Origin of the sequence: Shewanella sp. ANA-3 (genome assembly GCF_000203935.1) — a bacterium.
Lineage (GTDB): Bacteria > Pseudomonadota > Gammaproteobacteria > Enterobacterales > Shewanellaceae > Shewanella.
This window is the reverse complement of sequence record NC_008577.1, coordinates 3,344,091-3,366,275: the sequence shown is the minus strand read 5'-3', so window position 1 is coordinate 3,366,275 and position 22,185 is coordinate 3,344,091. Positions and strand designations below refer to the sequence as shown.

The 22,185-nt window shown below is 49.0% G+C and carries 18 protein-coding genes; 16 read left to right on the top strand and 2 right to left on the bottom strand.

What is annotated here, in order from left to right; translation table 11 throughout:
• Positions 1-2 precede the first annotated feature (2 nt).
• Positions 3-2,588, bottom strand: a complete 2,586-nt coding sequence (gene glnD / locus SHEWANA3_RS14805) for a bifunctional uridylyltransferase/uridylyl-removing protein GlnD (RefSeq protein WP_011717692.1) — start codon at positions 2,586-2,588, stop codon at positions 3-5.
• A 68-nt stretch (positions 2,589-2,656) separates the two neighbouring features.
• On the bottom strand, positions 2,657-3,454 hold the full coding sequence (gene map, locus SHEWANA3_RS14800; protein WP_041412688.1) for a type I methionyl aminopeptidase: 798 nt from the start codon (positions 3,452-3,454) through the stop codon (positions 2,657-2,659).
• A gap of 308 nt (positions 3,455-3,762) precedes the next feature.
• Here map and rpsB point away from each other — a divergent pair, with 308 nt between their 5' ends.
• The 16 genes from rpsB (at position 3,763) to dnaE (ending at position 22,118) form a co-directional block, all read left to right on the top strand.
• Positions 3,763-4,491 carry a 30S ribosomal protein S2 gene (gene rpsB, locus SHEWANA3_RS14795; RefSeq protein WP_011071784.1) on the top strand — a complete coding sequence of 243 codons (729 nt, stop codon included), beginning with the start codon at positions 3,763-3,765 and terminating at the stop codon, positions 4,489-4,491.
• Between the two features lie 119 nt (positions 4,492-4,610).
• Complete coding sequence (gene tsf / locus SHEWANA3_RS14790; protein ID WP_011623392.1) at positions 4,611-5,462, top strand: translation elongation factor Ts; 852 nt, start codon at positions 4,611-4,613, stop codon at positions 5,460-5,462.
• Positions 5,463-5,532: 70 nt separating this feature from the next.
• A complete protein-coding gene (gene pyrH / locus SHEWANA3_RS14785; RefSeq protein WP_011717690.1) occupies positions 5,533-6,261 on the top strand; it encodes a UMP kinase in 729 nt (242 codons plus the stop codon).
• Between the two features lie 29 nt (positions 6,262-6,290).
• Complete coding sequence (gene frr, locus SHEWANA3_RS14780) at positions 6,291-6,848, top strand: ribosome recycling factor (protein ID WP_011717689.1); 558 nt, start codon at positions 6,291-6,293, stop codon at positions 6,846-6,848.
• A gap of 82 nt (positions 6,849-6,930) precedes the next feature.
• Positions 6,931-7,758, top strand: a complete 828-nt coding sequence (uppS, locus tag SHEWANA3_RS14775) for a polyprenyl diphosphate synthase (RefSeq protein WP_011623389.1) — start codon at positions 6,931-6,933, stop codon at positions 7,756-7,758.
• Between the two features lie 20 nt (positions 7,759-7,778).
• Positions 7,779-8,636: a phosphatidate cytidylyltransferase gene (locus tag SHEWANA3_RS14770; RefSeq protein WP_011717688.1), complete on the top strand. Its 858-nt coding sequence runs from the start codon at positions 7,779-7,781 to the stop codon at positions 8,634-8,636.
• Between the two features lie 4 nt (positions 8,637-8,640).
• The gene (ispC, locus tag SHEWANA3_RS14765; RefSeq protein WP_011717687.1) at positions 8,641-9,831 is read left to right on the top strand and encodes a 1-deoxy-D-xylulose-5-phosphate reductoisomerase; all 1,191 of its coding nucleotides are present in this window, start codon (positions 8,641-8,643) and stop codon (positions 9,829-9,831) included.
• Positions 9,832-9,882: 51 nt separating this feature from the next.
• On the top strand, positions 9,883-11,253 hold the full coding sequence (gene rseP / locus SHEWANA3_RS14760; protein ID WP_011717686.1) for a sigma E protease regulator RseP: 1,371 nt from the start codon (positions 9,883-9,885) through the stop codon (positions 11,251-11,253).
• A gap of 31 nt (positions 11,254-11,284) precedes the next feature.
• Positions 11,285-13,765 (top strand): outer membrane protein assembly factor BamA, encoded by a 2,481-nt coding sequence (gene bamA / locus SHEWANA3_RS14755; RefSeq protein WP_011717685.1) that lies wholly within the window; start codon positions 11,285-11,287, stop codon positions 13,763-13,765.
• Between the two features lie 65 nt (positions 13,766-13,830).
• Entirely contained in the window at positions 13,831-14,328 is a 498-nt protein-coding gene (locus SHEWANA3_RS14750) for an OmpH family outer membrane protein (RefSeq protein ID WP_011623384.1), read from the top strand.
• A gap of 3 nt (positions 14,329-14,331) precedes the next feature.
• Positions 14,332-15,357: a UDP-3-O-(3-hydroxymyristoyl)glucosamine N-acyltransferase gene (gene lpxD, locus SHEWANA3_RS14745; protein WP_011717684.1), complete on the top strand. Its 1,026-nt coding sequence runs from the start codon at positions 14,332-14,334 to the stop codon at positions 15,355-15,357.
• A gap of 32 nt (positions 15,358-15,389) precedes the next feature.
• Positions 15,390-15,854 (top strand): 3-hydroxyacyl-ACP dehydratase FabZ, encoded by a 465-nt coding sequence (gene fabZ / locus SHEWANA3_RS14740; RefSeq protein WP_041412686.1) that lies wholly within the window; start codon positions 15,390-15,392, stop codon positions 15,852-15,854.
• Positions 15,851-16,621, top strand: a complete 771-nt coding sequence (lpxA, locus tag SHEWANA3_RS14735; protein WP_011717682.1) for an acyl-ACP--UDP-N-acetylglucosamine O-acyltransferase — start codon at positions 15,851-15,853, stop codon at positions 16,619-16,621. The genes fabZ and lpxA overlap by 4 nt, the downstream gene beginning before the upstream one ends.
• A gap of 116 nt (positions 16,622-16,737) precedes the next feature.
• Positions 16,738-17,895, top strand: a complete 1,158-nt coding sequence (lpxB, locus tag SHEWANA3_RS14730; RefSeq protein ID WP_011717681.1) for a lipid-A-disaccharide synthase — start codon at positions 16,738-16,740, stop codon at positions 17,893-17,895.
• Positions 17,895-18,524 (top strand): ribonuclease HII, encoded by a 630-nt coding sequence (gene rnhB, locus SHEWANA3_RS14725; RefSeq protein ID WP_011717680.1) that lies wholly within the window; start codon positions 17,895-17,897, stop codon positions 18,522-18,524. The genes lpxB and rnhB overlap by 1 nt, the downstream gene beginning before the upstream one ends.
• 117 nt (positions 18,525-18,641) lie before the next feature.
• Complete coding sequence (dnaE, locus tag SHEWANA3_RS14720; protein ID WP_011717679.1) at positions 18,642-22,118, top strand: DNA polymerase III subunit alpha; 3,477 nt, start codon at positions 18,642-18,644, stop codon at positions 22,116-22,118.
• Positions 22,119-22,185: the final 67 nt, after the last annotated feature.

Below are 22,185 nucleotides of genomic sequence, written 5' to 3'. Positions count from 1 at the left end.
GGTTAATTGGTTGACTCTGTGTTGATGGCGCTCAGCGCGCTAATCAAGGCTTCCTTGAGCGTATTCTCTTGGGTTTCATTGAGTTGCAAGCCATCATTGGTTTGCAAAATAAAAAAGTCTTCTGCTCGCTCACCAATGGTGGTGATCTTGGCGGCTAGCAAGGTGGTGTTGCAGCGATAAAAAATATCGCCCACTTTAGCTAATAATCCCGGCGTATCCAAGGCGATGAGTTCCATCATACTTGTACCATGACGGTTACTCTCAAGGAAACTCACCTGAGTGGGAACATTAAAAGGTTTCATCTTACGTGACAGTTTTCTAAAACGCGGCAGTTTAGGATTATCGCTCGCAAGCGCCTTTTCAAGGGCTTTACGGATACTCTGAATGCGTGAGAGCTGGCTCACGGGCGCGCCGTCTTGCTCGAGGATAACGAAGGTGTCGAGGGCGTAATTATCCTTCGATGTCATAATGTTAGCGTCGTGGACGTTGATGTTTTTATTATCGAGCACCGCCATCACGGTGGCAAACAGCTTAGGCCTGTCCTGACAGTAGACAAAGAGTTCGGTGCCGCCGCGCGTCGTGTGTTTAGACACCAGCACTAGCGGCTCGTCCAACTGTTTATGCTTAAGGATGGCTTCGGCATGCCAAGCAACCTGATTCGGCTGGTGGCGTAAAAAGTAGTCGGCCTTAAAGCGTTGCCAGAGAGTATCTAACTCTTTTTCTTTTACGCCACGGCGCAGTAACTCTTTCTTGGCCTTGGCTTGATATTCCCGCACTCGTGCGCGGATATCGACGGGTTTTTCTTTCCCCCGCGCCAGTACCCTTTGGGTGGAAAAATATAAGTCGCGCAGCAGTGAGCCTTTCCAGTTGTTCCAGGTCTTCTCGTTGGTGGCGCAGATATCGGCGACGGTTAAGCAGTATAAATAACTTAAATGCACCGCATCGCGCACCTTGCTGGCAAAGTCGGCCACCACATCGGGATCGGAAATATCGCGGCGCTGGGCAGTTACCGACATCACTAAGTGATTTTCGACCAACCAAGCGACTAAGCGGCCATCGTGGTCGTTCAAGCCATGGAGCTTACAGAAGGCGAGGGCATCGCTTGAGCCAAGCTTGCTGTGGTCGCCGCCGCGGCCCTTAGCGATATCATGGAAAATTGCGCCGAGTACCAACAAACCTTTTTTCGGTAACTGATTGATAAGCACAGAGCCTAAAGGAAACTCTTCTTTCTGCTCTGGCTGAGAGAAACGCTCGATATTGAGCAGCAATCTGTGGGTGTGTTCATCCACCGTATAGGCATGGAACAGGTCAAACTGCATTTGGCCTTCGATATTGCGCCAAGCGGGCAAATAGGCCGACAGCACCCCGTGTTTATGCATCAGCGATAAGGCCGCGATGCCACGAGGATGTTTTAAGATTTCCATAAAAGCTTGGCGGCACTGCGGATTTTCCTGCAAGGGTTGCTGCTGTGCCCGGCGTGCGCGTCTTAGCGATCTCAGTGTCGGCGCATAAATGCCTTTGATATTGGAGTTTTTAGCGACATGGACAAAGAGGCGTACAATTTCTTCGCCGCTATCGAATAAATCGTCCCTTAGGGCCTCGATAAAGGCACCGCGGCGTTGGTAGTTATTGTCAATCGCTTGAATTTCTAAGGCCTTGGTTTGGCCCAGTGTCGCCCGCTTAAACAGCTGCAACAGCATTTCGTTCAGCTCCATCACTCGGCGCACCGTGCGATAGTAGCGTTTCATCATCTGCTCAACGGCAAGTTGGGTGGCGTCCTCATAACCCATGAGCTCAGCCACTTGGCGCTGGACATCGAACAGCAGGCGATTTTCATCGCGCCCGACCGCCATATGCAGGGCAAAGCGCAGCTTCCACAGAAAATGCTGACATTCGAGCAGCTCTTCTAACTCGGCAGGTTCTAAAAATTCGTATTGAACCAATTCTTCTAACCGTGAGGCGCCAAAGTGGCGCATCGCCACCCAGGCGATGGTTTGAATGTCCCGCAGGCCGCCTGGGCAACTTTTGATGTTGGGCTCTAGATCGAAGGCGCTCGCCTTAGCATGGCGGGCCGTTTGTTCATCACGTTTGGCGATAAAGAACTGGCTGGACGTCCAAAAGTCGCTCTGACGGATGGCGTCATAAAGCTGGTCGAACAGGGTTTCTGGGCCTGAGAGCAACCGTGCTTCGAGTAGGTTAGTGGCGATGGTAATGTCTTCTCGACCCAGATTTAAGGTATCGCTGAGGGTGCGAACACTGTGGCCAATCTCAAGGCTGGCGTCCCATAAAAAGGCGATAAATTCGCTTAGCGCGGTTTCAGCCGCCTTTGATAACTCACCTTCGAACAGGAATAATAAATCGACATCCGAGTGTGGATGTAACTCGCCGCGACCATAGCCGCCAACGGCGATCAGGGCGATAGGATATTGGTCCAGACCGTGCTGTTGCCAGGCCTGTTTGACGAGGGAATCGACGAACTGACAGCGCTGCGTCACTAGCTCTTCAATCGGGGTTTTGGCCTTGAATCTTGCTAAAAGCGTTTGATTCTGTTCGATTAATGATTGTTTAGCTAGCAGAGCTGTATTCATCGAGTCCCTTGTTTGGATGAGTTAGGTGTTCAGTAATCCTCTGAATCCTAACGTACTAAGTATGTCGCTTAGTGATTAATGATACGCGGGAAGTCTTCCTCATCACGCAGAGTCAGGACTTCTACACCGGTTTCGGTCACTAATAATGTGTGTTCCCATTGGGCTGAGTTTTTACCATCGGAGGTGGTGACAGTCCACTTATCGTCACGGTCTAACACTGTGGTGTGGCGACCGGCGTTGATCATCGGCTCAATGGTAAAACACATGCCAGGGCGTAAAATGGTGTTATCGCCATTACGGTAGTGCATGACTTGCGGCTCTTCATGGAAACCGGCACCAATACCGTGACCACAATAATCTTGCACGATGGAATATTTCTCAAGGCCTGTTTTGCTGGCTTTGATGAATTTTTCGATAGTATTGCCGATTTCACCCAGTTTTAACCCCGGGCGAACCTTACGAATGGCGAGGTATAAACTCTCCTGCGCGATACGGCACAGGCGCTTGTCCTTAGGGCTGACTTCACCGATTAAGAACATTTTAGAGGTATCACCGTGGTAACCGTCTTTGATGACTGTGATATCGATATTGAGAATATCGCCATCCTCGAGAACGCGGTCGCTCGGAATACCATGGCAAATCACGTTGTTTAGCGAAGTACAAATCGACTTAGGAAAACCATGGTAGTTGAGCGGGGCAGAAATCGCGCCTTGCTCTTCGGTATATTTGGCGCAGATATCGTTGAGTTCATTAGTGCTCACGCCGGCCTTAACATAGGGGGCGATCATTTCTAATACTTGTGCGGCCAGCTTACCTGCTGCGCGCATTTTCTCGATTTCTTCTGCTGTCTTAATGACTATACTCATTGCGTTTTCTCTTGTGTCTTCGATGTCTATTGGCGCCATCCACCCGATGCAAAAATTTGTGCTTTAGGGCTATTTATGGTATAAAGCGCGCCGTTATGTTTAAGTCTTGCAGGTTGTTTAAGGTTAGCTTTTGCTTATCTTAATCCAAGGCAAGACTAAAGATGGCGGCCATTATACATGGCAATTTATCTAAATACTAAATCACACACGTGTCGACACATTCTTCGGGGTGCCCTCAGCTGTTAACTGCGGGGTCGAAGACATGGGATACGTGGAGGTCTAACCCCCTAAATTTTAAGGTAATAGAAATGACTACAGTTTCAATGCGCGATATGCTCCAGGCCGGTGTCCACTTCGGTCACCAAACCCGTTACTGGAACCCAAAAATGAAGCCATTCATTTTCGGTGCTCGCAACGGCGTTCACATCATCAACCTAGAGCATACTGTGCCAATGTTCAATGAAGCACTGGCTTTCATCAGCAACGTTGCTTCAAAGAAAGGTAAAGTATTATTCGTTGGTACTAAACGTGCTGCTGGCGAAGCGATCAAAGAAGCTGCTATTTCTTGCGATCAGTACTACGTTGATCACCGCTGGTTAGGCGGTATGCTGACTAACTGGAAAACCGTTCGTCAGTCAATCAAACGTCTGAAAGAACTGGAAAGCCAATCAGTAGACGGTACTTTCGACAAGCTGACCAAGAAAGAAGCGCTGATGCGTACTCGTGAGCTTGAAAAGCTGGAAAAATCTTTAGGCGGTATTAAGAACATGGGCGGCCTGCCAGACGTATTATTCGTTATCGGCGCTGACCACGAGCATATCGCTATTAAAGAAGCTAACAACCTGGGTATCCCTGTTGTTGCAGTTGTTGATACTAACTCTGCTCCAGACGGTGTTAACTACATCGTTCCTGGTAACGACGACGCAATGCGCGCTATTCGCCTGTACACTACTTCTGTTGCTGCAGCTGCTAACGCTGGCCGTGGTCAAGATTTAGCTGTTCAAGCTGAGCAAGACGGTTTCGTAGAAGCCGAATAATAATAAGGCGGGATGAGTCTCATCACCCTTATTAACCAAGATTTTGATTGGTTAACAGGGGCCATTCGGCCCCTGTTTTATATCTGCAAATTAGTCGAATTTTTAGAGAGGATTTAACAATGGCAATTTCTGCTGCCCAAGTTAAAGAACTGCGCGAGCGTACTGGCGCAGGCATGATGGATTGTAAAAAAGCGTTAGAAGAAACCAACGGCGACATGGAGTTAGCAATTGACAACATGCGTAAGTCTGGTGCTGCTAAAGCTGCTAAGAAAGCAGGTAACATCGCTGCTGACGGTACTATCCTGATCAAAAACGGTGAAGGTTTCGCAGTACTGTTAGAAGTAAACTGCCAAACTGACTTCGTTGCTAAAGATGCGAACTTCTTAGGTTTTGCTAACGCTGTTTTAGACGTTGCTGCAGCGTCTAAAGTGTCTTTAGAAGACTTAAAAGCCCAATTCGAAGAAGCCCGTGTTGCTCTGGTTGCTAAAATCGGTGAAAACATCAACGTTCGTCGCGTTGAGTACATCGACGGCACTCAATTAGCTTCTTACCGTCACGGTGAGCGTATTGGTGTTGTAGTAACTGGTGAAGCGGATGAGGAAACTCTGAAGCACCTAGCAATGCACGTTGCTGCTTCTAAGCCAGAATACGTTAACCCAGAAGACGTTCCAGCTGACGTAGTCGCTCGTGAACAAGCTCTGCAAATCGAAATCTCTATGAATGAAGGCAAGCCTGCTGAAATCGCAGAGAAAATGGTTGTTGGTCGTATGAAGAAGTTCACCGGTGAGATCTCTCTGACTGGTCAAGCTTACATCATGGAACCAAAGAAAACTGTTGGCGAATTCTTGAAAGAGAAAGGCGCTAAAGTCACTAACTTCATTCGTTTAGAAGTGGGTGAAGGTATTGAGAAGAAAGAAGAAGATTTCGCAGCTGAAGTTGCTGCTCAAATCGCCGCTTCTAAAAAGGCTTAATCGCCAACGCTAAATACCCCCAAGACCGCAGCAATGGCTGCGGTCTTGTTATGACCAGGATATAAAAATTATGAGCACCAATCCAAAACCTGCATTTAGACGCATTCTTCTAAAATTAAGTGGCGAGGCACTGATGGGCGACGAAGGCTTCGGCATCGACCCTAAAGTGTTAGATCGCATGGCTCAAGAAGTGAAAGAGCTGGTAGAGTTAGGCATTCAGGTGGGGGTGGTCATTGGTGGTGGTAATCTATTTCGCGGTGAAGGCCTAGCAAAAGCTGGCATGAACCGTGTGGTGGGCGATCACATGGGTATGCTGGCAACGGTTATGAACGGCTTGGCCATGCGTGATGCCCTGCACCGTGCCTATGTTAATGCTCGTCTGATGTCGGCAATCCCGTTAAAAGGGGTGTGTGACGACTACAATTGGGCTGAGGCTATCAGCTTATTAAAATCAGGCCGTGTAGTGATTTTTGCTGCGGGTACTGGTAACCCATTCTGCACTACCGATTCTGCGGCTTGCTTACGCGGCATTGAAATCGAAGCAGAAGTCGTGCTAAAAGGCACTAAAGTTGACGGCGTTTATTCTGACGACCCGATGAAAAATCCAGAAGCAGTGAAGTACGATGAATTATCGTACACTGAAGTACTGGACAAAGAATTAAAAGTAATGGACTTAGCAGCCTTTACGATGGCGCGTGATCATGACATGCCAATCCTAGTATTCAACATGAACAAACCAGGTGCACTGCGCCGCGTGGTCATGGGTGAAGAAGAAGGCACATTGATCAAAGCGAAATAAGTTTTTAATGACCAAGAAGGACATTTAACGTGATTGCAGATATTAAAAAAGATGCTCAAGAGCGCATGGGTAAATGCGTAGAAGCGACTAAGAACCAAATGGCGAAAGTACGTACTGGTCGTGCACACCCAAGCTTACTGGACTCTATCCAAGTGTCTTACTACGGCACTATGACCCCGCTGAACCAAGTGGCTAACGTGGGGATTGAAGATGCGCGCACCCTGTCTGTGACTGTGTTCGACCGTAGTGCAATCCAAGCGGTTGAGAAAGCAATTATGAGCTCTGACCTTGGCTTAAACCCAATGTCAGCGGGCGCAACCTTACGTATTCCATTACCCGCACTGACTGAAGAACGTCGTAAAGACTTCATCAAAGTGGTTCGTGCAGAAGCCGAAGGCGGCCGTGTGGCGATTCGTAACGTACGCCGTGACGCGATTTCTGAAGTGAAGAAGCTCGAAAAAGCCAAAGAATGTACTGAAGACGATGTTCGCCGCTTTGAAGACGAAGTGCAAAAGTTCACCGATGCTCACATTAAGAAGGTCGATGAGATTTTAGCGGCCAAAGAAATTGAGTTGATGGAAGTCTAATCTCAGGCGCTATAAGCTAGAGTTGCTACGCCGTGTAGGGGTATACTACACGGCGTTTGTCTATTTTAAAGGGTTGTAATAGATGTCATCCACAGTGGAATTTGATCCGCAATCTAGGTCGACTGAGCAGGATGCTTGTGCTCAGACAAGCTTACCGGAGGTATTACCCGAACTCGTAAAACAGTCATTACCTAAACATGTTGCGATTATTATGGATGGTAATGGACGTTGGGCCCAAACCCAGGGCAAACCACGAGTGATGGGACATAAAGCCGGCGTAAAGGCGGTGAGACGTGCGGTGAGTGCGGCCAGTCAGTTAGGGATACAATCGCTGACGCTATTTGCGTTTTCCAGCGAGAATTGGCGTAGACCCGATAAAGAAGTCAGCTTGCTGATGGAATTGTTTTTTACCGTGTTACAACGGGAAATTAAGTTACTCGATAAGAACCAAGTCAGATTGAATATCATCGGCGATATCAGCCGTTTTTCTGCACGTTTACAAAAACAAATTCGTGCCGCAGAAGAAAAAACCGCAGGCAACAGTGGATTGATATTGAATGTAGCGGCCAATTACGGTGGCCGTTGGGACATACTGCAAGCTGCGCAAAAGTTAGCTGAAAAGGTGGAAAATGGCGAAATGACCAGCAGTCAGTTCACCGAAGAAGCCTTGAGTGAACATTTGTGCATGCAAAATCAGAGTGAAGTTGATTTAATGATCCGTACGGGTGGGGATTACCGGATCAGCAATTTTGTGCTCTGGCAGGCTGCCTATGCTGAATTGGTGTTTATGGACACCCTTTGGCCTGATTTCGATGAACAGGCTTTTCATGAAGCGATTGCCACTTTTGCCAGTCGCCAGCGCCGTTTTGGTTTGACCGGAAGTCAAATTGATGAGATGCGCGCATTGTAAAACGTCATGAGGGATTTTTTTTGCTAAAACAACGTATAATAACAGCAATTTGGTTAATTCCATTAGTTTTGGGAGCGATCTTTTTACTCCCCGTAGAGTACTTTGCTTGGGCCTTAGTGGCCGTGTTTCTGATCGCCGCTAAGGAGTGGGGCAGGATCATCGATAGTCAATGTGATGTGACTCAATGGAGTTTTACTTGCACCGTCGGTATTTTACTAATCGCGTTGAATTTAATTGTTCCCGCCGACACCATTTGGCTTAGGGGACAAATTCATCCTATCTATCTTGCCGTGATGGCCATCGGTGCACTGTGGTGGATAGCGTCGCTGCTGTTAGTGGTGACTTACCCTAAGAGCGCCAAACTCTGGCAAAAGAACCCGATGCTAAAGTCCATGTTTGGACAACTCACTTTAGTGCCTTGTTTTGTGGCGCTGATTGCACTCAAATCCATTAGCTCGCAAATATCGCCATACTATGGCGCGTCATTGGTATTACTGGTGATGCTGATTGTTTGGGCAGCGGATTCGGGCGCGTATTTTGTCGGTAAAGCGGTTGGCAAGACCAAGCTGATGCCTGCGGTGAGCCCTGCTAAAACCTTAGAAGGGTTACTGGGCGGCCTGATGACGACACTGATTGTGGTCGCGGGTGTTATGTATATTTCGCCTGAGCAGGAATTAGGTTTAGTGGTCGCGGTCACTATTTTCGTGGCGCTGATTTCGGCGCTTGGCGATTTATCCGAGAGTATGTTTAAGCGTGCCGCCTGTATCAAAGACTCGGGCACGATTCTGCCTGGGCATGGTGGCGTGCTCGATCGCATCGACAGCCTCACTGCGGCCCTGCCGGTGTTTACCTTAATCTACATTGCATTTTGGATGTAACGCTATGCAAAATATGGTGATTTTGGGCGCAACCGGGTCGATTGGTGCCAGCACTTTAAGTGTAATTTCGGCTAATCCCGATGCTTATCGTGTTTACGCTTTAGTGGCGAATGCGAGTGTCGATAAGATGCTCGCCCTGTGTGTGACCCATCGCCCCCAAGTCGCCCATATGGTCGATAGTCAGGCCGCATTAGCGCTACAAGCTAAGCTTCCCCCTGAGCTTAATATCCAAGTCACAAGTGGCGAGGATGAACTCATCGCCTTAGTCACAGCCACCGAAGTGGATACTGTGATGGCCGCTATCGTCGGCGCAGCGGGGTTAGTGCCCACCTTAGCCGCTGTCAAAGCGGGTAAGCGAGTATTACTTGCCAATAAAGAGGCCTTGGTGATGTCAGGTGAACTCTTTATTGAGGCCACGAAAGCATCGGGCGCTACTTTGTTGCCGGTCGATAGTGAGCACAATGCAATTTTCCAATGCTTACCCGAAGAGGTGCAGGCTAATTTAGGCCGCTGTGATTTAGCCGCATCGGGCATTTCACATATTTTACTGACAGGCTCTGGCGGCCCCTTTTTAACCGCTGAGCTTGCCAGCCTTGCGTCTATGACGCCAGCGCAGGCCTGTAAACATCCAAACTGGTCGATGGGCCCGAAAATTTCAGTCGACTCCGCCACTATGATGAATAAAGGCTTGGAGTTTATTGAAGCTCGTTGGTTGTTTAATACTCAGAAAGACCAATTAAAGGTGGTTATCCATCCGCAGAGTGTTATCCATTCGATGGTGCAATACCGGGATGGTAGCGTGATCGCGCAAATGGGTAACCCGGATATGCGTACACCGATTGCACATTGTATGTCCTATCCACAAAGAATTCGCTCTGGCGTTGAACCTTTGGATTTTTTCAAAGTCGGACAGTTAAGCTTTTGTGAGCCAGACTTTAATCGCTTCCCCTGTTTGGCGTTAGCGATCGCCGCTTGTGCCCAAGGTCAAGAAGCGACTACGGTACTCAATGCCGCCAATGAAATCGCCGTTGAGGCATTTTTACAGGGGCAGATTGGTTTTACCCATATCGCCAAGGTGAATGAAGCCTGTTTATCCTCTGTGCCTAAACGGGCGATGACCAGCATCGATGATATTATCGCCCTGGATGCACAAACGCGGATTTATGCCCGCGAACAGTTAGCGAAATTTGCTTAATCCCTCATTGGGTTAGGGATAAGCGGATTTGACGATGACATAAGGAGTGGAATGTTAGATTTTTTGTGGAACTTAGGTTCGTTTATCGTTGCGCTTGGGCTGCTTATCACCGCCCACGAATACGGCCATTTCTATGTTGCACGCCGCTGTGGCGTGAAGGTTGAACGTTTCTCTATTGGTTTTGGTAAGGCGATTTGGCGCAAAGTGGGTCAAGATGGCACTGAATACGTCATCGCCATGATCCCGTTAGGCGGCTATGTCAAAATGCTCGATGAGCGAGTAGAAGACGTACCCGATGAGTTAAAGGACCAAGCCTTTAACCGTAAAACGGTATGGCAACGGATTGCGATTGTGGCCGCAGGGCCGATTGCAAACTTTATCTTTGCGATTATCGCGCTGTATTTTATGTACTTAATTGGCGTGCCATCGCTTAAGCCTGTGATTACCTCAACCACACCTGGCACGGCAGCGGCGCAAATCCAAGTGAGTGAGCCGATGCAAGTGACGGCGATTTCAGGCCAGCCAGTACGCAATTGGGAAGAAGTGAATTTAGCGCTTGTGGGCCATATAGGCGATGACAGCTTAACCGTCTCCCTCGCGCCGCTAAATGGCTTGCAGGGTTTAGACACTACGGCTCGCACCTACACCCTTGATACCCGTGAGTGGCGTTTCGACCCAGAAAAAGAGTCGCCGATTACGGCGCTGGGGCTGGGCGTGTATCGCCCTGCGATTGAGCCACAAATTGCGCTCATCAGCGAAGGCAGTGCGGCGGCTAAGAGTGACCTGAAAGTCGGTGATACCTTGGTTGCCATCAATGGCCAAAATTACACCGATTGGCAAGCTTTTGTTGACATTATTCAACATTCTGCCAATGTGCCAGTGGAGTTAACTGTACGCCGTAATGGCGAGCAGTTTGCCATCTCAGTGACACCTGCGAGTGTTAAAAATAGTGATGGTAAAGAGGTAGGCGTGCTTGGGGTGAGCCCCGCTCAGGCACAGTGGCCTGAGAATATGCGCCTGCAACTTGAATATGGCCCAATCGAATCTTTTGCTATCGCAGCCGATAAAACATGGCAACTTGTTGCTGTGAGCTTTAAGATGATTGGCAAATTATTTACTGGCGATGTGTCAGTGAAAAACTTAAGTGGACCTATCTCAATCGCACAGGGTGCGGGCAATAGTGCAAACTATGGCTTGGTTTACTTTCTCGGTTTCCTCGCGCTTATCAGTGTCAATTTAGGCATCATTAACCTGCTGCCATTGCCTGTGCTCGATGGGGGACACCTGCTGTATTACTTCGTTGAGGTAATCACTGGTAAACCTGTGTCTGAAAAGGTACAGGAAATAGGATTCAGATTTGGGGCAGCATTGCTGCTGATGTTGATGAGCATCGCGCTCTTCAATGACTTTGCCCGACTCTGAGCAAGGACAGACTAATAATTAGAAGTGCTCTATGAGATTGAATAAACTTTTTGCCTCGATGTTATTCGTCGGTGCGTCGTTTTCAGGGACTGTGTTGGCGGATACGTTCCAACCCTTTGAAGTGACCGACATCCAAGTTGAAGGTTTGCAGCGAGTCGCACTGGGTGCTGCCTTGTTAAGCTTACCTGTGAAAGTGGGTGACACTGTTGACCAGTTAAAAATTCAACAAGCCATTAAAAGCCTGTATGCATCGACTAACTTTGAGAACATCTCAGTCAGTCATGATGGCGGCGTGTTGATTGTTAAAGTCACTGAGCGACCAACGATCAGCGCCGTGACCTTTGAAGGCAACAAAGACATTAAAGATGAGCAGTTACAGGAAAGTCTGGACGGCTCAGGCGTGAAAGTCGGCGAGTCCTTAGACCGTACTATGCTGACGGGCATCGAGAAGGGGTTACAAGACTTCTACTACGGTGTGGGTAAATACGGTGCGAAAGTCGAAGCGCAGGTGATTAACTTGCCCCGTAACCGCGTCGAACTCAAATTCAAGTTCACCGAAGGTTTAGCGGCTGAAATTCGCCAAATTAACGTGGTTGGCAACAAAGAGTTCACCGATGCTGAGCTTATCGGCATGTTAGAACTCAAAGACTACGTGGCCTGGTGGGATCTGTTTGGTGAGCGTCGCTACCAGAAGCAAAAGCTGCAAGCTGACCTTGAAACCATTAAAACCTATTACCACAACAAGGGTTATATTCGCTTTGAAGTCACCTCGACTCAAGTGGCGATGACGCCTGACCGTAAAGGTTTGTATATCACCATCAACGTCAACGAAGGTGAGAAGTACAAGGTTAAAGACGTTAACCTCACCGGCGACTTAATGGGCCGCGAAGAGTTAATGAAATCGATTCTGCCAATTAAGGCTGGCGATATGTACAACGGCGGTGATGTGACCTTCACCGAAGAGATGTACAGCAAATACTTAGGTCGTTTCGGTTACGCGTATCCTGAAGTGAAAACCTACCCTGAAATTGATGATAAAACTAAGGAAGTGACCTTAAACATCAATATCAAACCGGGTAAACGTGTGTATGTCCGTTCGGTTAACTTCACCGGTAACACAGTGACTAAAGACGAAGTGATGCGCCGCGAGCTGCGTCAGATGGAAGGTGCTTGGTTAAACTCGGCGCAGGTTGAGCAATCAAAAGCCCGTCTAAACCGCTTAGGCTTCTTCGAAACCGTTGATACCGAAACCATTCAAGTGCCGGGTACCGACGATTTAGTCGATGTGGCCGTGAAGGTTAAAGAGCAGCCATCGGGCTCATTTAACGCCGGTGTGGGTTATGGTACTGAATCAGGCTTAAGTCTGCAGTTTGGTGTGCAGCAAAATAACTTCCTCGGTACGGGTAACCAAGCGGGCGTGAGTTTAAGCACCAACAAGTATTCTAAAAACGTTAACTTGTCTTACACCGATCCTTATTGGACCAAAGATGGTGTGAGCTTAGGTGGCAGCGTTTACTGGAACGAGTTTGATGCGAATGAGGCTAACCTTGAGCGTTATAAGAACAGCTCCTACGGTGTGGCATTAAACTCTGGCTTCCCAATTAACGAATACAACCGTATCAACGGTGGTATTGGCTATCGTCATAACACGATTTCAGAAATCTCTGCCTACGAACAGGCGCTGCGTTTCTACAATATCTACCGTGACGATGACCCGAATGCCGATTTAAGCTTCGACAATTTCGAGCTCAGCTTAGGCTGGTACCGCAGCACCTTAAACCGTGGCACCTTCCCAACAGACGGTTCGTCACAGCGTTTAAGCGGTAAGATGACTGTACCTGGCTCGGATCTGCAGTACTTTAAGACTGACTTCGATACTAACTATTATTTCCCTATAACTCGTAGCCACAGTTTTGTGCTGTTAGCGCGTGGTCGTTTAGGTTATGGCAACGGTTACGGTCAATTTAATGATAATGACCAAATCCTGCCATTCTGGGAAAACTATTACTCGGGCGGTAGTACCTCACTACGTGGCTTTAAGTCTAACTCGGTCGGTCCTCGTTCATTCTATCTCTTCCGTGGTAGTGAGCCATGTGCGCCGGATCCATCGGGTGACGGTTGTAGCTTACCGGGCGATCCTAACAGTATTCAGGTCAGTTCTGGTCGTTCAATCGGTGGTAACGCGATTGCAACCGCCAGTATGGAGCTGATTGTGCCAACGCCATTCTTGGATGAGGCCTACACTAACTCTGTTCGTACCAGCTTCTTCGTCGATGCGGGTAACGTATGGGATACTGAGTTTGATTTCGCTAAGTATCAAACGTTGCCAGCGGAAGAGTTTGATAAGTTGCAGGACTACAGTGACCCAGGTCGTATCAGAGCCTCTTGGGGGGTAAGCTTACAGTGGCTGTCTCCTATGGGACCCATGGTATTCAGCTTGGCATGGCCGATTAAAGAATACGAAGGCGATCAAACAGAGATCTTCTCGTTCAATATTGGCAAAACTTTTTAAAAGGCATACACTCGGCAGGTTTTGCTGAATATAACAAAGGTAACAAGGAGTCTATTTTGAACAAGATGGTAAACCGTGCCCTGGTGACGTTGGCTTTATTAGGTGCACCTTTAGCGGCGCAGGCAGAAAATATTGCTGTTGTTGATATGGGCGCTGTGTTTGAGCAGTTACCTCAACGTGAGCAAATCTCCCAATCTCTGAAATCAGAGTTTGGTGATCGCATGGCTGAAGTTCAGAAAATGCAAGAAGAAATGCGTTCTCTGATGGAGAAGCAGCAACGTGACGGCGCGTTAATGAATGACACGCAAAAAACTGAGCTGGTTCGTAAAATGGAAGCGTTAAAATCTGAATATCAGCTAAAAGGTAAAGCGTTGGATGAAGACTTACGTCGTCGCCAAGGTGAAGAGCAAAACAAACTGTTAGTTAAGGTTCAAAAAGCCATTAACACTATCGCTGAAAAAGAAAAATACGATTTAGTTTTACAGCGCGGTGCCGTCATTTATGTTAAGCCAAATGCTGACATCAGTGGCAAAGTGGTTGAAGCCTTAAGCAAAGGCAAGTAATTAATGAAAAGTGTGACTTTAAAAGAGCTAAGCCTGTTATTAGATGGCGTTGTCCAAGGTGATGAAACGTTAGTGATCAACAGCGTTGCGACACTTGAACATGCCCAATCGGGTCAAATCTCTTTTTTAGCCAACAGCAAATACCGTGCTCAGCTTGAGTCAACTCAAGCGAGCGCGGTGTTATTGTCGGCTAAAGACGCGCAGGACTATTCAGGCACTGCGTTAGTCGTTAAAGACCCCTATGTGGGGTTTGCCCGTGTGGCACAGTTTTTAGATACCACGCCCAAGGCGGCCGTGGGTATCCATCCTTCGGCACAAATCGACTCTTCTGCCCAGTTAGGCGAAGGCGTAGCGATTGGTGCCAATGTGGTTATTGGCGCGAATGTGATCCTCGGCGAAAACGTGCAGATTGGTGCGGGCTCTGTGATTGGTCAAGACTCCATCGTAGGCTCTAACACTCGTCTGTGGGCCAATGTGACCCTCTATCATAATGTCCATTTAGGCCAAGATTGTATTATCCATTCCGGCGCCATTATTGGCTCCGACGGTTTCGGTTACGCCAACGAGCGTGGACAATGGATTAAAATTCCACAAACTGGTGGTGTACGTATTGGCGATCGCGTCGAAATCGGTGCGAACTCAACCATCGACCGTGGGGCTTTAGGTCATACCGAGATCCACAACGGTGTGATCATCGACAACCAAGTACAGGTTGCCCATAACGATATTATTGGTGAAAATACCGCGATCGCTGGCAGCACGACCATTGCAGGCAGTGTGACTATTGGTAAACATTGTATTATTGGTGGTAACTGCGCGATTGCAGGCCACTTAACCATTGCCGACGGTGTCCATCTTTCTGGCGCGACAAACGTTACAGGTAACATGCGTGAGCCTGGTTTGTATTCTTCTGCGACAGTGGCAATGGAAAACAGAGTGTGGCGTAAAAATACAGTTCGCTTCCGTCAATTGGATGAACTGTTCCAACGTGTGAAAACGTTGGAAAAGAATGCAAATACACCAGAGTAATTGCCCCAAGGCAATTTTGAGGAACTAGGTTCGTGTCTAATCAAATGAACACTATGGATATTACGGAGATCCTTAAGTATCTACCCCATAGATATCCATTTTTATTAATCGATCGCGTTTTAGATTACACCCCAGGTGAGAGTCTCCATGCGATTAAAAACGTGACGATTAATGAACCCTTTTTCCAGGGACATTTCCCTGTTCAGCCTGTGATGCCCGGCGTGCTGATTTTAGAAGCTATGGCGCAGGCCACTGGTCTGCTCGCGTTTAAGACCATGAGTGACGATGTACCGCCTCCTGGTGTGTTGTACTATTTTGCTGGTATCGATAACGCGCGTTTTAGACGTGTGGTTGAGCCCGGCGATCAAATCCATTTTGAAGTCAAAATGATTAAAGAGCGCCGCGGGATTGGCGTTTTCTATGGTGAGGCCAAAGTGGATGGTGAAGTGGTTTGTTCCGCTGAAATCATGTGTGCCCGCAGAGAGATTAATCAGTGATAGATACATTAGCGTTTGTGCATCCCGATGCAAAAATTGGTAAAAACGTCACCATAGGTCCATGGAGTTATGTGGGCGCGGGTGTCGAGATTGGCGACGATTGTTGGTTAAGCTCCCACGTAGTAGTGAAGGGGCCAACCATTATCGGTAAAGGCAACCGTATTTTCCAATTCGCCTCCGTGGGTGAAGAATGCCAAGACAAGAAATACGCTGGCGAGCCGACTCGACTCATTATTGGCGATAACAACGTTATCCGTGAACATGTGACCATTCACCGTGGTACGGTTCAAGACAATAGCGAAACCCGTATCGGCTCTAACAACCTGTTTATGAACTACGTGCATATTGCCCATGACTGTGTGGTCGGTAATAACGTGATTATGGCTAACAATGCCTCTATCGCAGGCCATGTGCATGTGGGTGACTGGGCAATTCTCGGTGGTATGACTGGGGTTCACCAGTTTGTGCATATCGGTGCCCACGCCTTTACCGCGGGGTGTTCGTTATTGCTACAGGATGTGCCACCCTTTGTGATGGCGGCGGGACAACCTGCTATTCCTCGTGGCTTAAACAGCGAAGGTATGAAGCGCCGTGGTTTCTCTAAGGAGAGCCAATTAGCGGTGCGCCGTGCCTATAAAACCTTATATCGCAGTAGTTTAACTGTTGATGAAGCGATTGAAGCGCTTGCCGAAGATGCGCAGAACGATGAGCAAGTTAAGTCGTTCATTGAGTTTGTTAAATCATCGGGTCGCGGCATTATTCGTTAAGAGTCCTAGACTCTACACTATGCCATTCATAGGCACTGCTCGTAATATTCTGCTTTAGACAATGCCATGGCAGAGATGCGCTGCGGTGCCATTCACTTGTCAGATATGATTGGTTTATGAGCAAAAAATCTCAATTAGTGTTTGCAATGGTCGCCGGAGAACTCTCCGGCGATATTTTAGGTGCAGGTTTAATGGCCGCACTGCAAAAAACACACCCCAACGCTCGTTTTGTCGGTATTGGTGGACCTCGAATGGAAGCCCTAGGCTTCGAATCTCTGTTCGCGATGGAAGAGTTAGCCGTGATGGGGATAGTCGAAGTGCTATCTCGTCTGCCACGCTTACTCCACGTGCGCTCATCCCTAATTAAGTCCATCACCGAACTTAAGCCCGATTGTTTTATCGGTATCGATGCACCGGATTTTAATATCGGTCTTGAGCTTAAGTTAAAGGCGCAGGGGATTAAAACCGTTCACTATGTGAGCCCTTCGGTATGGGCATGGCGCCCTAAGCGGATTTTTAAAATCGCTAAGGCCACCAATATGGTGCTGTCGTTATTGCCCTTTGAGAAGGCCTTTTACGATAAGCATCAGGTACCTTGTACCTTTGTTGGCCATACCTTGGCTGACGATATTCCGTTAGAGAGTGATAAGGCGAGCGCTCGTCAGTTGCTTGAACTCGATCCTGAGGCCGAATACCTCGCGATTTTACCCGGCTCACGCGGTGGCGAATTAAAGCAATTGGCCGAGCCTTTTGTGAAGGCTGCGCTACTTATCAAGCAGCAATTTCCCGATATTCGCTTTGTGACGCCCTTAGTGAATCAAAAGCGCCGTGAGCAGTTTGAGCAAGCATTAAAAGCGCATGCACCGGATCTGGAAATCCACATGGTGGAAGGCAAATCCCGCGAAGTGATGGCCGCTGCCGATGGCATTTTACTGGCGTCGGGCACGGCAACGCTTGAGGCCATGCTGATCAAACGCCCTATGGTGGTGGCGTATCGCGTGAGTCCGCTGACCTATCAGATCGCGAAAACCATGATGCAAGTGAACCGTTTCTCGCTGCCGAATCTGTTAGCGGGGCGAGATGTGGTGCCAGAGCTTATCCAGCACGATTGCACCCCAGAAAAGATTGCCGAAGCGGTTGGCGTTGAGCTGAATCGTGACTTTACGCCAATCAAAGCCGAGTTTGAGCGTTTACACCAAATGTTGCGCTGTGATGCCAGTCAAAAAGCGGCTGAGGCAGTGTTAGCGCTCGTCGATGCTAAGGATGTGAACTAATGGCGGTATTTAAGACGTTGACCGACGCCGATATCGCTACCTTCTCTACAGGTTTAGTGGCGGGCGTGGATGAAGTCGGTCGTGGCCCGCTGGTAGGGGATGTGGTCACGGCTGCGGTAATCCTCGATCCTAATCGCCCCATTGCAGGCTTAAATGATTCTAAAAAGCTCAGCGAGAAGCGCCGCGAGGCCTTGTTCGATGAGATTTGTGAAAAAGCCTTGAGTTATCATGTGGGGAGGGCCAGTCCTTTGGAAATCGATGAGCTGAATATCCTGCATGCCACAATGCTTGCGATGCAGCGTGCGGTAGCTGGGCTTGCTCGTGCGCCCGAGTTAGTTTTAGTCGATGGTAATCGCAGCCCAGCGTTTACGCACCAGGGGCTGACTCTGATCAGTCATAGCATAGTCAAAGGTGATGGCCTGATTGCGAGTATCAGTGCGGCGTCGATTATTGCCAAAGTCACCCGCGATCGGGAGATGGATGCCCTCGATGCCGCTTATCCCCAGTATGGATTTGCTAAGCATAAGGGGTATCCGACTAAGGCGCATTTTGACGCCATCGCCGAGCACGGCGTGTTCGACCAATATCGTAAAAGTTTCAAACCCGTCAAGGCATTACTGGAGCGTTAACACCGATTGGGTGTTTTCACTTCAGCTTGAGAGCAAAGTCACTAGCCCAAGGGCTGTGACTTTGTTAGTCTGCTTTTTTAGTGATTGTTAACCTGCTATTCAAAGATAATTCTAATTATGTCCGATCCTCGTTTTGTGCATCTTCGTGTCCACAGTGACTTTTCTATGTCCGATGGTGTGGCTAAGGTCAAACCCATCCTCGCCCAAGTTGAGGCGAAGGGCATGGCCGCGGTGGCATTAACAGATCAAAACAACCTCTGTGGTCTGGTCAAGTTTTATGGTGGTTGCCATGGGGCGGGGATCAAGCCGATTATCGGCGCAGACTTTTGGATGCAAGTGCCGGGGTTTGATGGCGAGTTTTGTGCCTTAACCATTATTGCGATGAATAATGATGGCTATCAAAACCTCACTCAAATCATCAGCCAAGCCTATTTACGTGGCCATGTTCAAGGGCGCGTGGTGATTGACCAAGAGTGGCTTGTGACCTACAACGAAGGCATTTTGCTGCTGTCTGGTGGCCGAGAAGGGGACGTGGGTAAGGCGCTGCTAAAGGGCAACAATACACAAGTTGAGTCCTTATGCGAGTTTTATCAGCAGCATTTTGAAGGGCGTTATTACCTCGAGTTATTGCGTACGGGACGCACCGATGAGGAGCGTTACCTGCATATGGCGGTGGGACTGGCGCAGGAAAAGGGCATCCCTGTGGTGGCCACCAATCAGGTGGTGTTTTTAAAACCCGAAGACTTTGAATCCCACGAGATCCGTGTGGCGATTCACGATGGTTTTACGCTTGCCGATCCCCGCCGTCCTAAAAAATATAGCGAGCAACAGTACCTTCGCAGCGAAGAGGAAATGTGCGAGCTGTTTGCCGACATTCCGGCCGCGCTCGAAAATACCGTTGAAATTGCCAAGCGCTGCAACGTTACCATTCGCTTATACGAATACTTCTTACCGAACTTCCCCACCGGCGATATGTCGATTGAGGATTATCTGGTTGATTGCTCTAAGAAGGGGCTTGAAGAGCGTTTAGAGTTCTTATTCCCCGATCCACAAGTGCGCGCTGAGCGCCGCGGTGAATATGACGAGCGTCTCGATGTCGAGCTTAAGGTTATCAACCAGATGGGCTTCCCCGGTTACTTCCTGATCGTAATGGAGTTTATCCAGTGGGGTAAGGATAACGGCATTCCCGTGGGGCCAGGCCGTGGTTCGGGCGCAGGCTCGCTTGTGGCCTATGCCCTTAAAATTACCGACTTAGACCCCCTCGAATTCGACCTGCTGTTCGAACGATTCCTCAACCCAGAGCGGGTATCTATGCCCGACTTCGACGTCGACTTCTGTATGGATAGACGCGATGAGGTAATTGACCACGTGGCCGAACTCTACGGCCGTGAGGCGGTATCGCAGATCATTACCTTCGGTACCATGGCGGCCAAGGCGGTTATCCGCGACGTGGGTCGTGTGCTCGGCCATCCCTATGGCTTTGTGGACCGTATTTCTAAGTTGATTCCGCCAGAGCCTGGCATGACGCTCGCCAAGGCCTTTGAGGTGGAGCCTGCGCTGCAGGAGTCCTACGATGCCGATGAGGATGTGAAAGATCTTATCGACATGTGCCGCAAACTCGAGGGTGTGACCCGTAACGCTGGTAAGCACGCGGGGGGCGTGGTGATTGCGCCCACCAAGATCACCGACTTCTCGCCGCTTTACTGCGATGCGGAAGGGAAAAACCCGGTAACCCAGTTCGATAAGAACGACGTGGAAACCGCTGGCTTAGTCAAATTCGACTTCTTGGGATTAAGAACCCTCACCATCGTCGACTGGGCGCTGGAGATGATCAACAAGGTGGAGGTTAAAAACGGCCGTCCACCAGTGCGGATTGAGGCGATTCCCCTAGACGATCCAGCTTCGTTCCGCTTGCTGCAACGCTATGAAACCACTGCGGTATTCCAGCTCGAATCCCGTGGTATGAAGGATTTGATTAAGCGTCTGCAACCCGACTGTTTCGAAGATATGATCGCACTCGTGGCACTGTTCCGCCCGGGGCCCCTGCAATCGGGCATGGTGGATAACTTTATCGAGCGTAAGCATGGTCGTGAAGAGGTGTCTTATCCCGATTCTCAATACCAGCATGAATCCTTGAAGGAGCTGTTGTCGCCCACCTACGGCATTATTTTGTACCAAGAGCAGGTGATGCAGATTGCGCAGGTGCTATCGGGTTATACCTTAGGTGGCGCTGACATGCTGCGCCGTGCTATGGGTAAGAAAAAGCCTGAGGAGATGGCCAAACAGCGCGGTACCTTTAAAGAAGGGGCGATTAAGAACGGCGTCGATGGCGAGTTGGCGATGAAGATCTTCGACTTAGTGGAAAAGTTTGCCGGCTACGGCTTTAACAAATCCCACTCCGCCGCGTACGCGCTCGTGTCCTATCAAACCCTGTGGCTCAAGACTCACTTTCCCTCGCAGTTTATGGCGGCGGTAATGTCCGCCGATATGGATAACACAGACAAAATCGTCACCCTAGTGGATGAATGTGAGCGTATGGGACTCACCATTATTCCGCCGGATGTGAACAAAGGTCTGTTTAAGTTTACCGTCGATGATGATCTGCGTATCGTCTATGGCATCGGCGCCATCAAAGGTGTGGGTGAGGGGCCGGTTGAGTCGATTTTAGAGGCGCGTAAGGACGGCCCCTTTAAAGACTTATTCGACTTTTGTGCCCGTATCGATCTTAAAAAACTTAACAAGCGGGTGATTGAAAAGCTTATCTGCGCTGGCGCCTTAGATGCGCTTGGGCCGCACCGCGCCTCTATGATGGCCACCTTGCCTGAGGCGATAAGCGCCGCCGATCAGCACGCTAAGGCCGAGGCCATCGGTCAGCATGATATGTTTGGTCTGCTCAATAGTGACCCAGAGGACAGCAAGCAGCAGTTTGTCGAATGCACTCCGTGGCCCGATAAAATTTGGCTCGAAGGGGAGCGCGAGACCTTAGGTCTATATTTAACCGGTCACCCGATTAATCAATACCTTAAAGAGCTTAAGCATTACACTTCCGGGCGCTTAAAGGACGTGCATCCAACCGATCGCGGCAAAACCGTTAAGGCGGCAGGCCTTGTGGTGGCTACCCGGGTAATGCTCACTAAGCGTGGCTCAAAAATGGGTCTGCTGACCTTAGATGATAAGAGTGCGCGCCTTGAGGTGATGCTCTTTACCGAAGCTTTTGAGAAGTTTAACCATCTGCTCGAGAAGGACAGGATCCTGATCTGCGAAGGTGAAGTAAGCTTCGATGATTTTGCCGGTGGCAACCGCATGACGGCGCGTAATATTATCGATATCAGCGAGGCGCGTAGCCACTTTGCCAGCGCCTTAGAAATCGATTTAGACGCATCGCAGCTAACGCCTAGCGTGCTCGAAAGTATCGAGCAGTCGATAAGTCCGTGGCGCAATGGCGCCGTGCCTGTAGTGATTAACTACAGTCAAGCGCAGGCTAAAGGCCAATTTAGGTTGGCGGAAAATTGGCGAGTCAACCCCAGTGATGAATTGGTGTTTGCCCTTGAGAGCCTGCTTGGGCCTAATAAGGTGCGGATCCTGTTCCCCTAATCGATAACCTGAAAGAGACTTTGGGGTTGGGGGATTATTGAGCATCAGCGAGTGATGGATTTTATAG

Coding starts and splice junctions, on each gene's coding strand:
- bamA (WP_011717685.1), top strand. CDS start 11,285: ATGAGATTGAATAAACTTTTTGCCTCGATGTTATTCGTCGGTGCGTCG.
- SHEWANA3_RS14750 (WP_011623384.1), top strand. CDS start 13,831: ATGGTAAACCGTGCCCTGGTGACGTTGGCTTTATTAGGTGCACCTTTA.
- tsf (WP_011623392.1), top strand. CDS start 4,611: ATGGCAATTTCTGCTGCCCAAGTTAAAGAACTGCGCGAGCGTACTGGC.
- rnhB (WP_011717680.1), top strand. CDS start 17,895: ATGGCGGTATTTAAGACGTTGACCGACGCCGATATCGCTACCTTCTCT.
- dnaE (WP_011717679.1), top strand. CDS start 18,642: ATGTCCGATCCTCGTTTTGTGCATCTTCGTGTCCACAGTGACTTTTCT.
- rseP (WP_011717686.1), top strand. CDS start 9,883: ATGTTAGATTTTTTGTGGAACTTAGGTTCGTTTATCGTTGCGCTTGGG.
- lpxD (WP_011717684.1), top strand. CDS start 14,332: ATGAAAAGTGTGACTTTAAAAGAGCTAAGCCTGTTATTAGATGGCGTT.
- ispC (WP_011717687.1), top strand. CDS start 8,641: ATGCAAAATATGGTGATTTTGGGCGCAACCGGGTCGATTGGTGCCAGC.
- pyrH (WP_011717690.1), top strand. CDS start 5,533: ATGAGCACCAATCCAAAACCTGCATTTAGACGCATTCTTCTAAAATTA.
- uppS (WP_011623389.1), top strand. CDS start 6,931: ATGTCATCCACAGTGGAATTTGATCCGCAATCTAGGTCGACTGAGCAG.
- rpsB (WP_011071784.1), top strand. CDS start 3,763: ATGACTACAGTTTCAATGCGCGATATGCTCCAGGCCGGTGTCCACTTC.
- map (WP_041412688.1), bottom strand. CDS start 3,454: ATGAGTATAGTCATTAAGACAGCAGAAGAAATCGAGAAAATGCGCGCA.
- lpxB (WP_011717681.1), top strand. CDS start 16,738: ATGAGCAAAAAATCTCAATTAGTGTTTGCAATGGTCGCCGGAGAACTC.
- glnD (WP_011717692.1), bottom strand. CDS start 2,588: ATGAATACAGCTCTGCTAGCTAAACAATCATTAATCGAACAGAATCAA.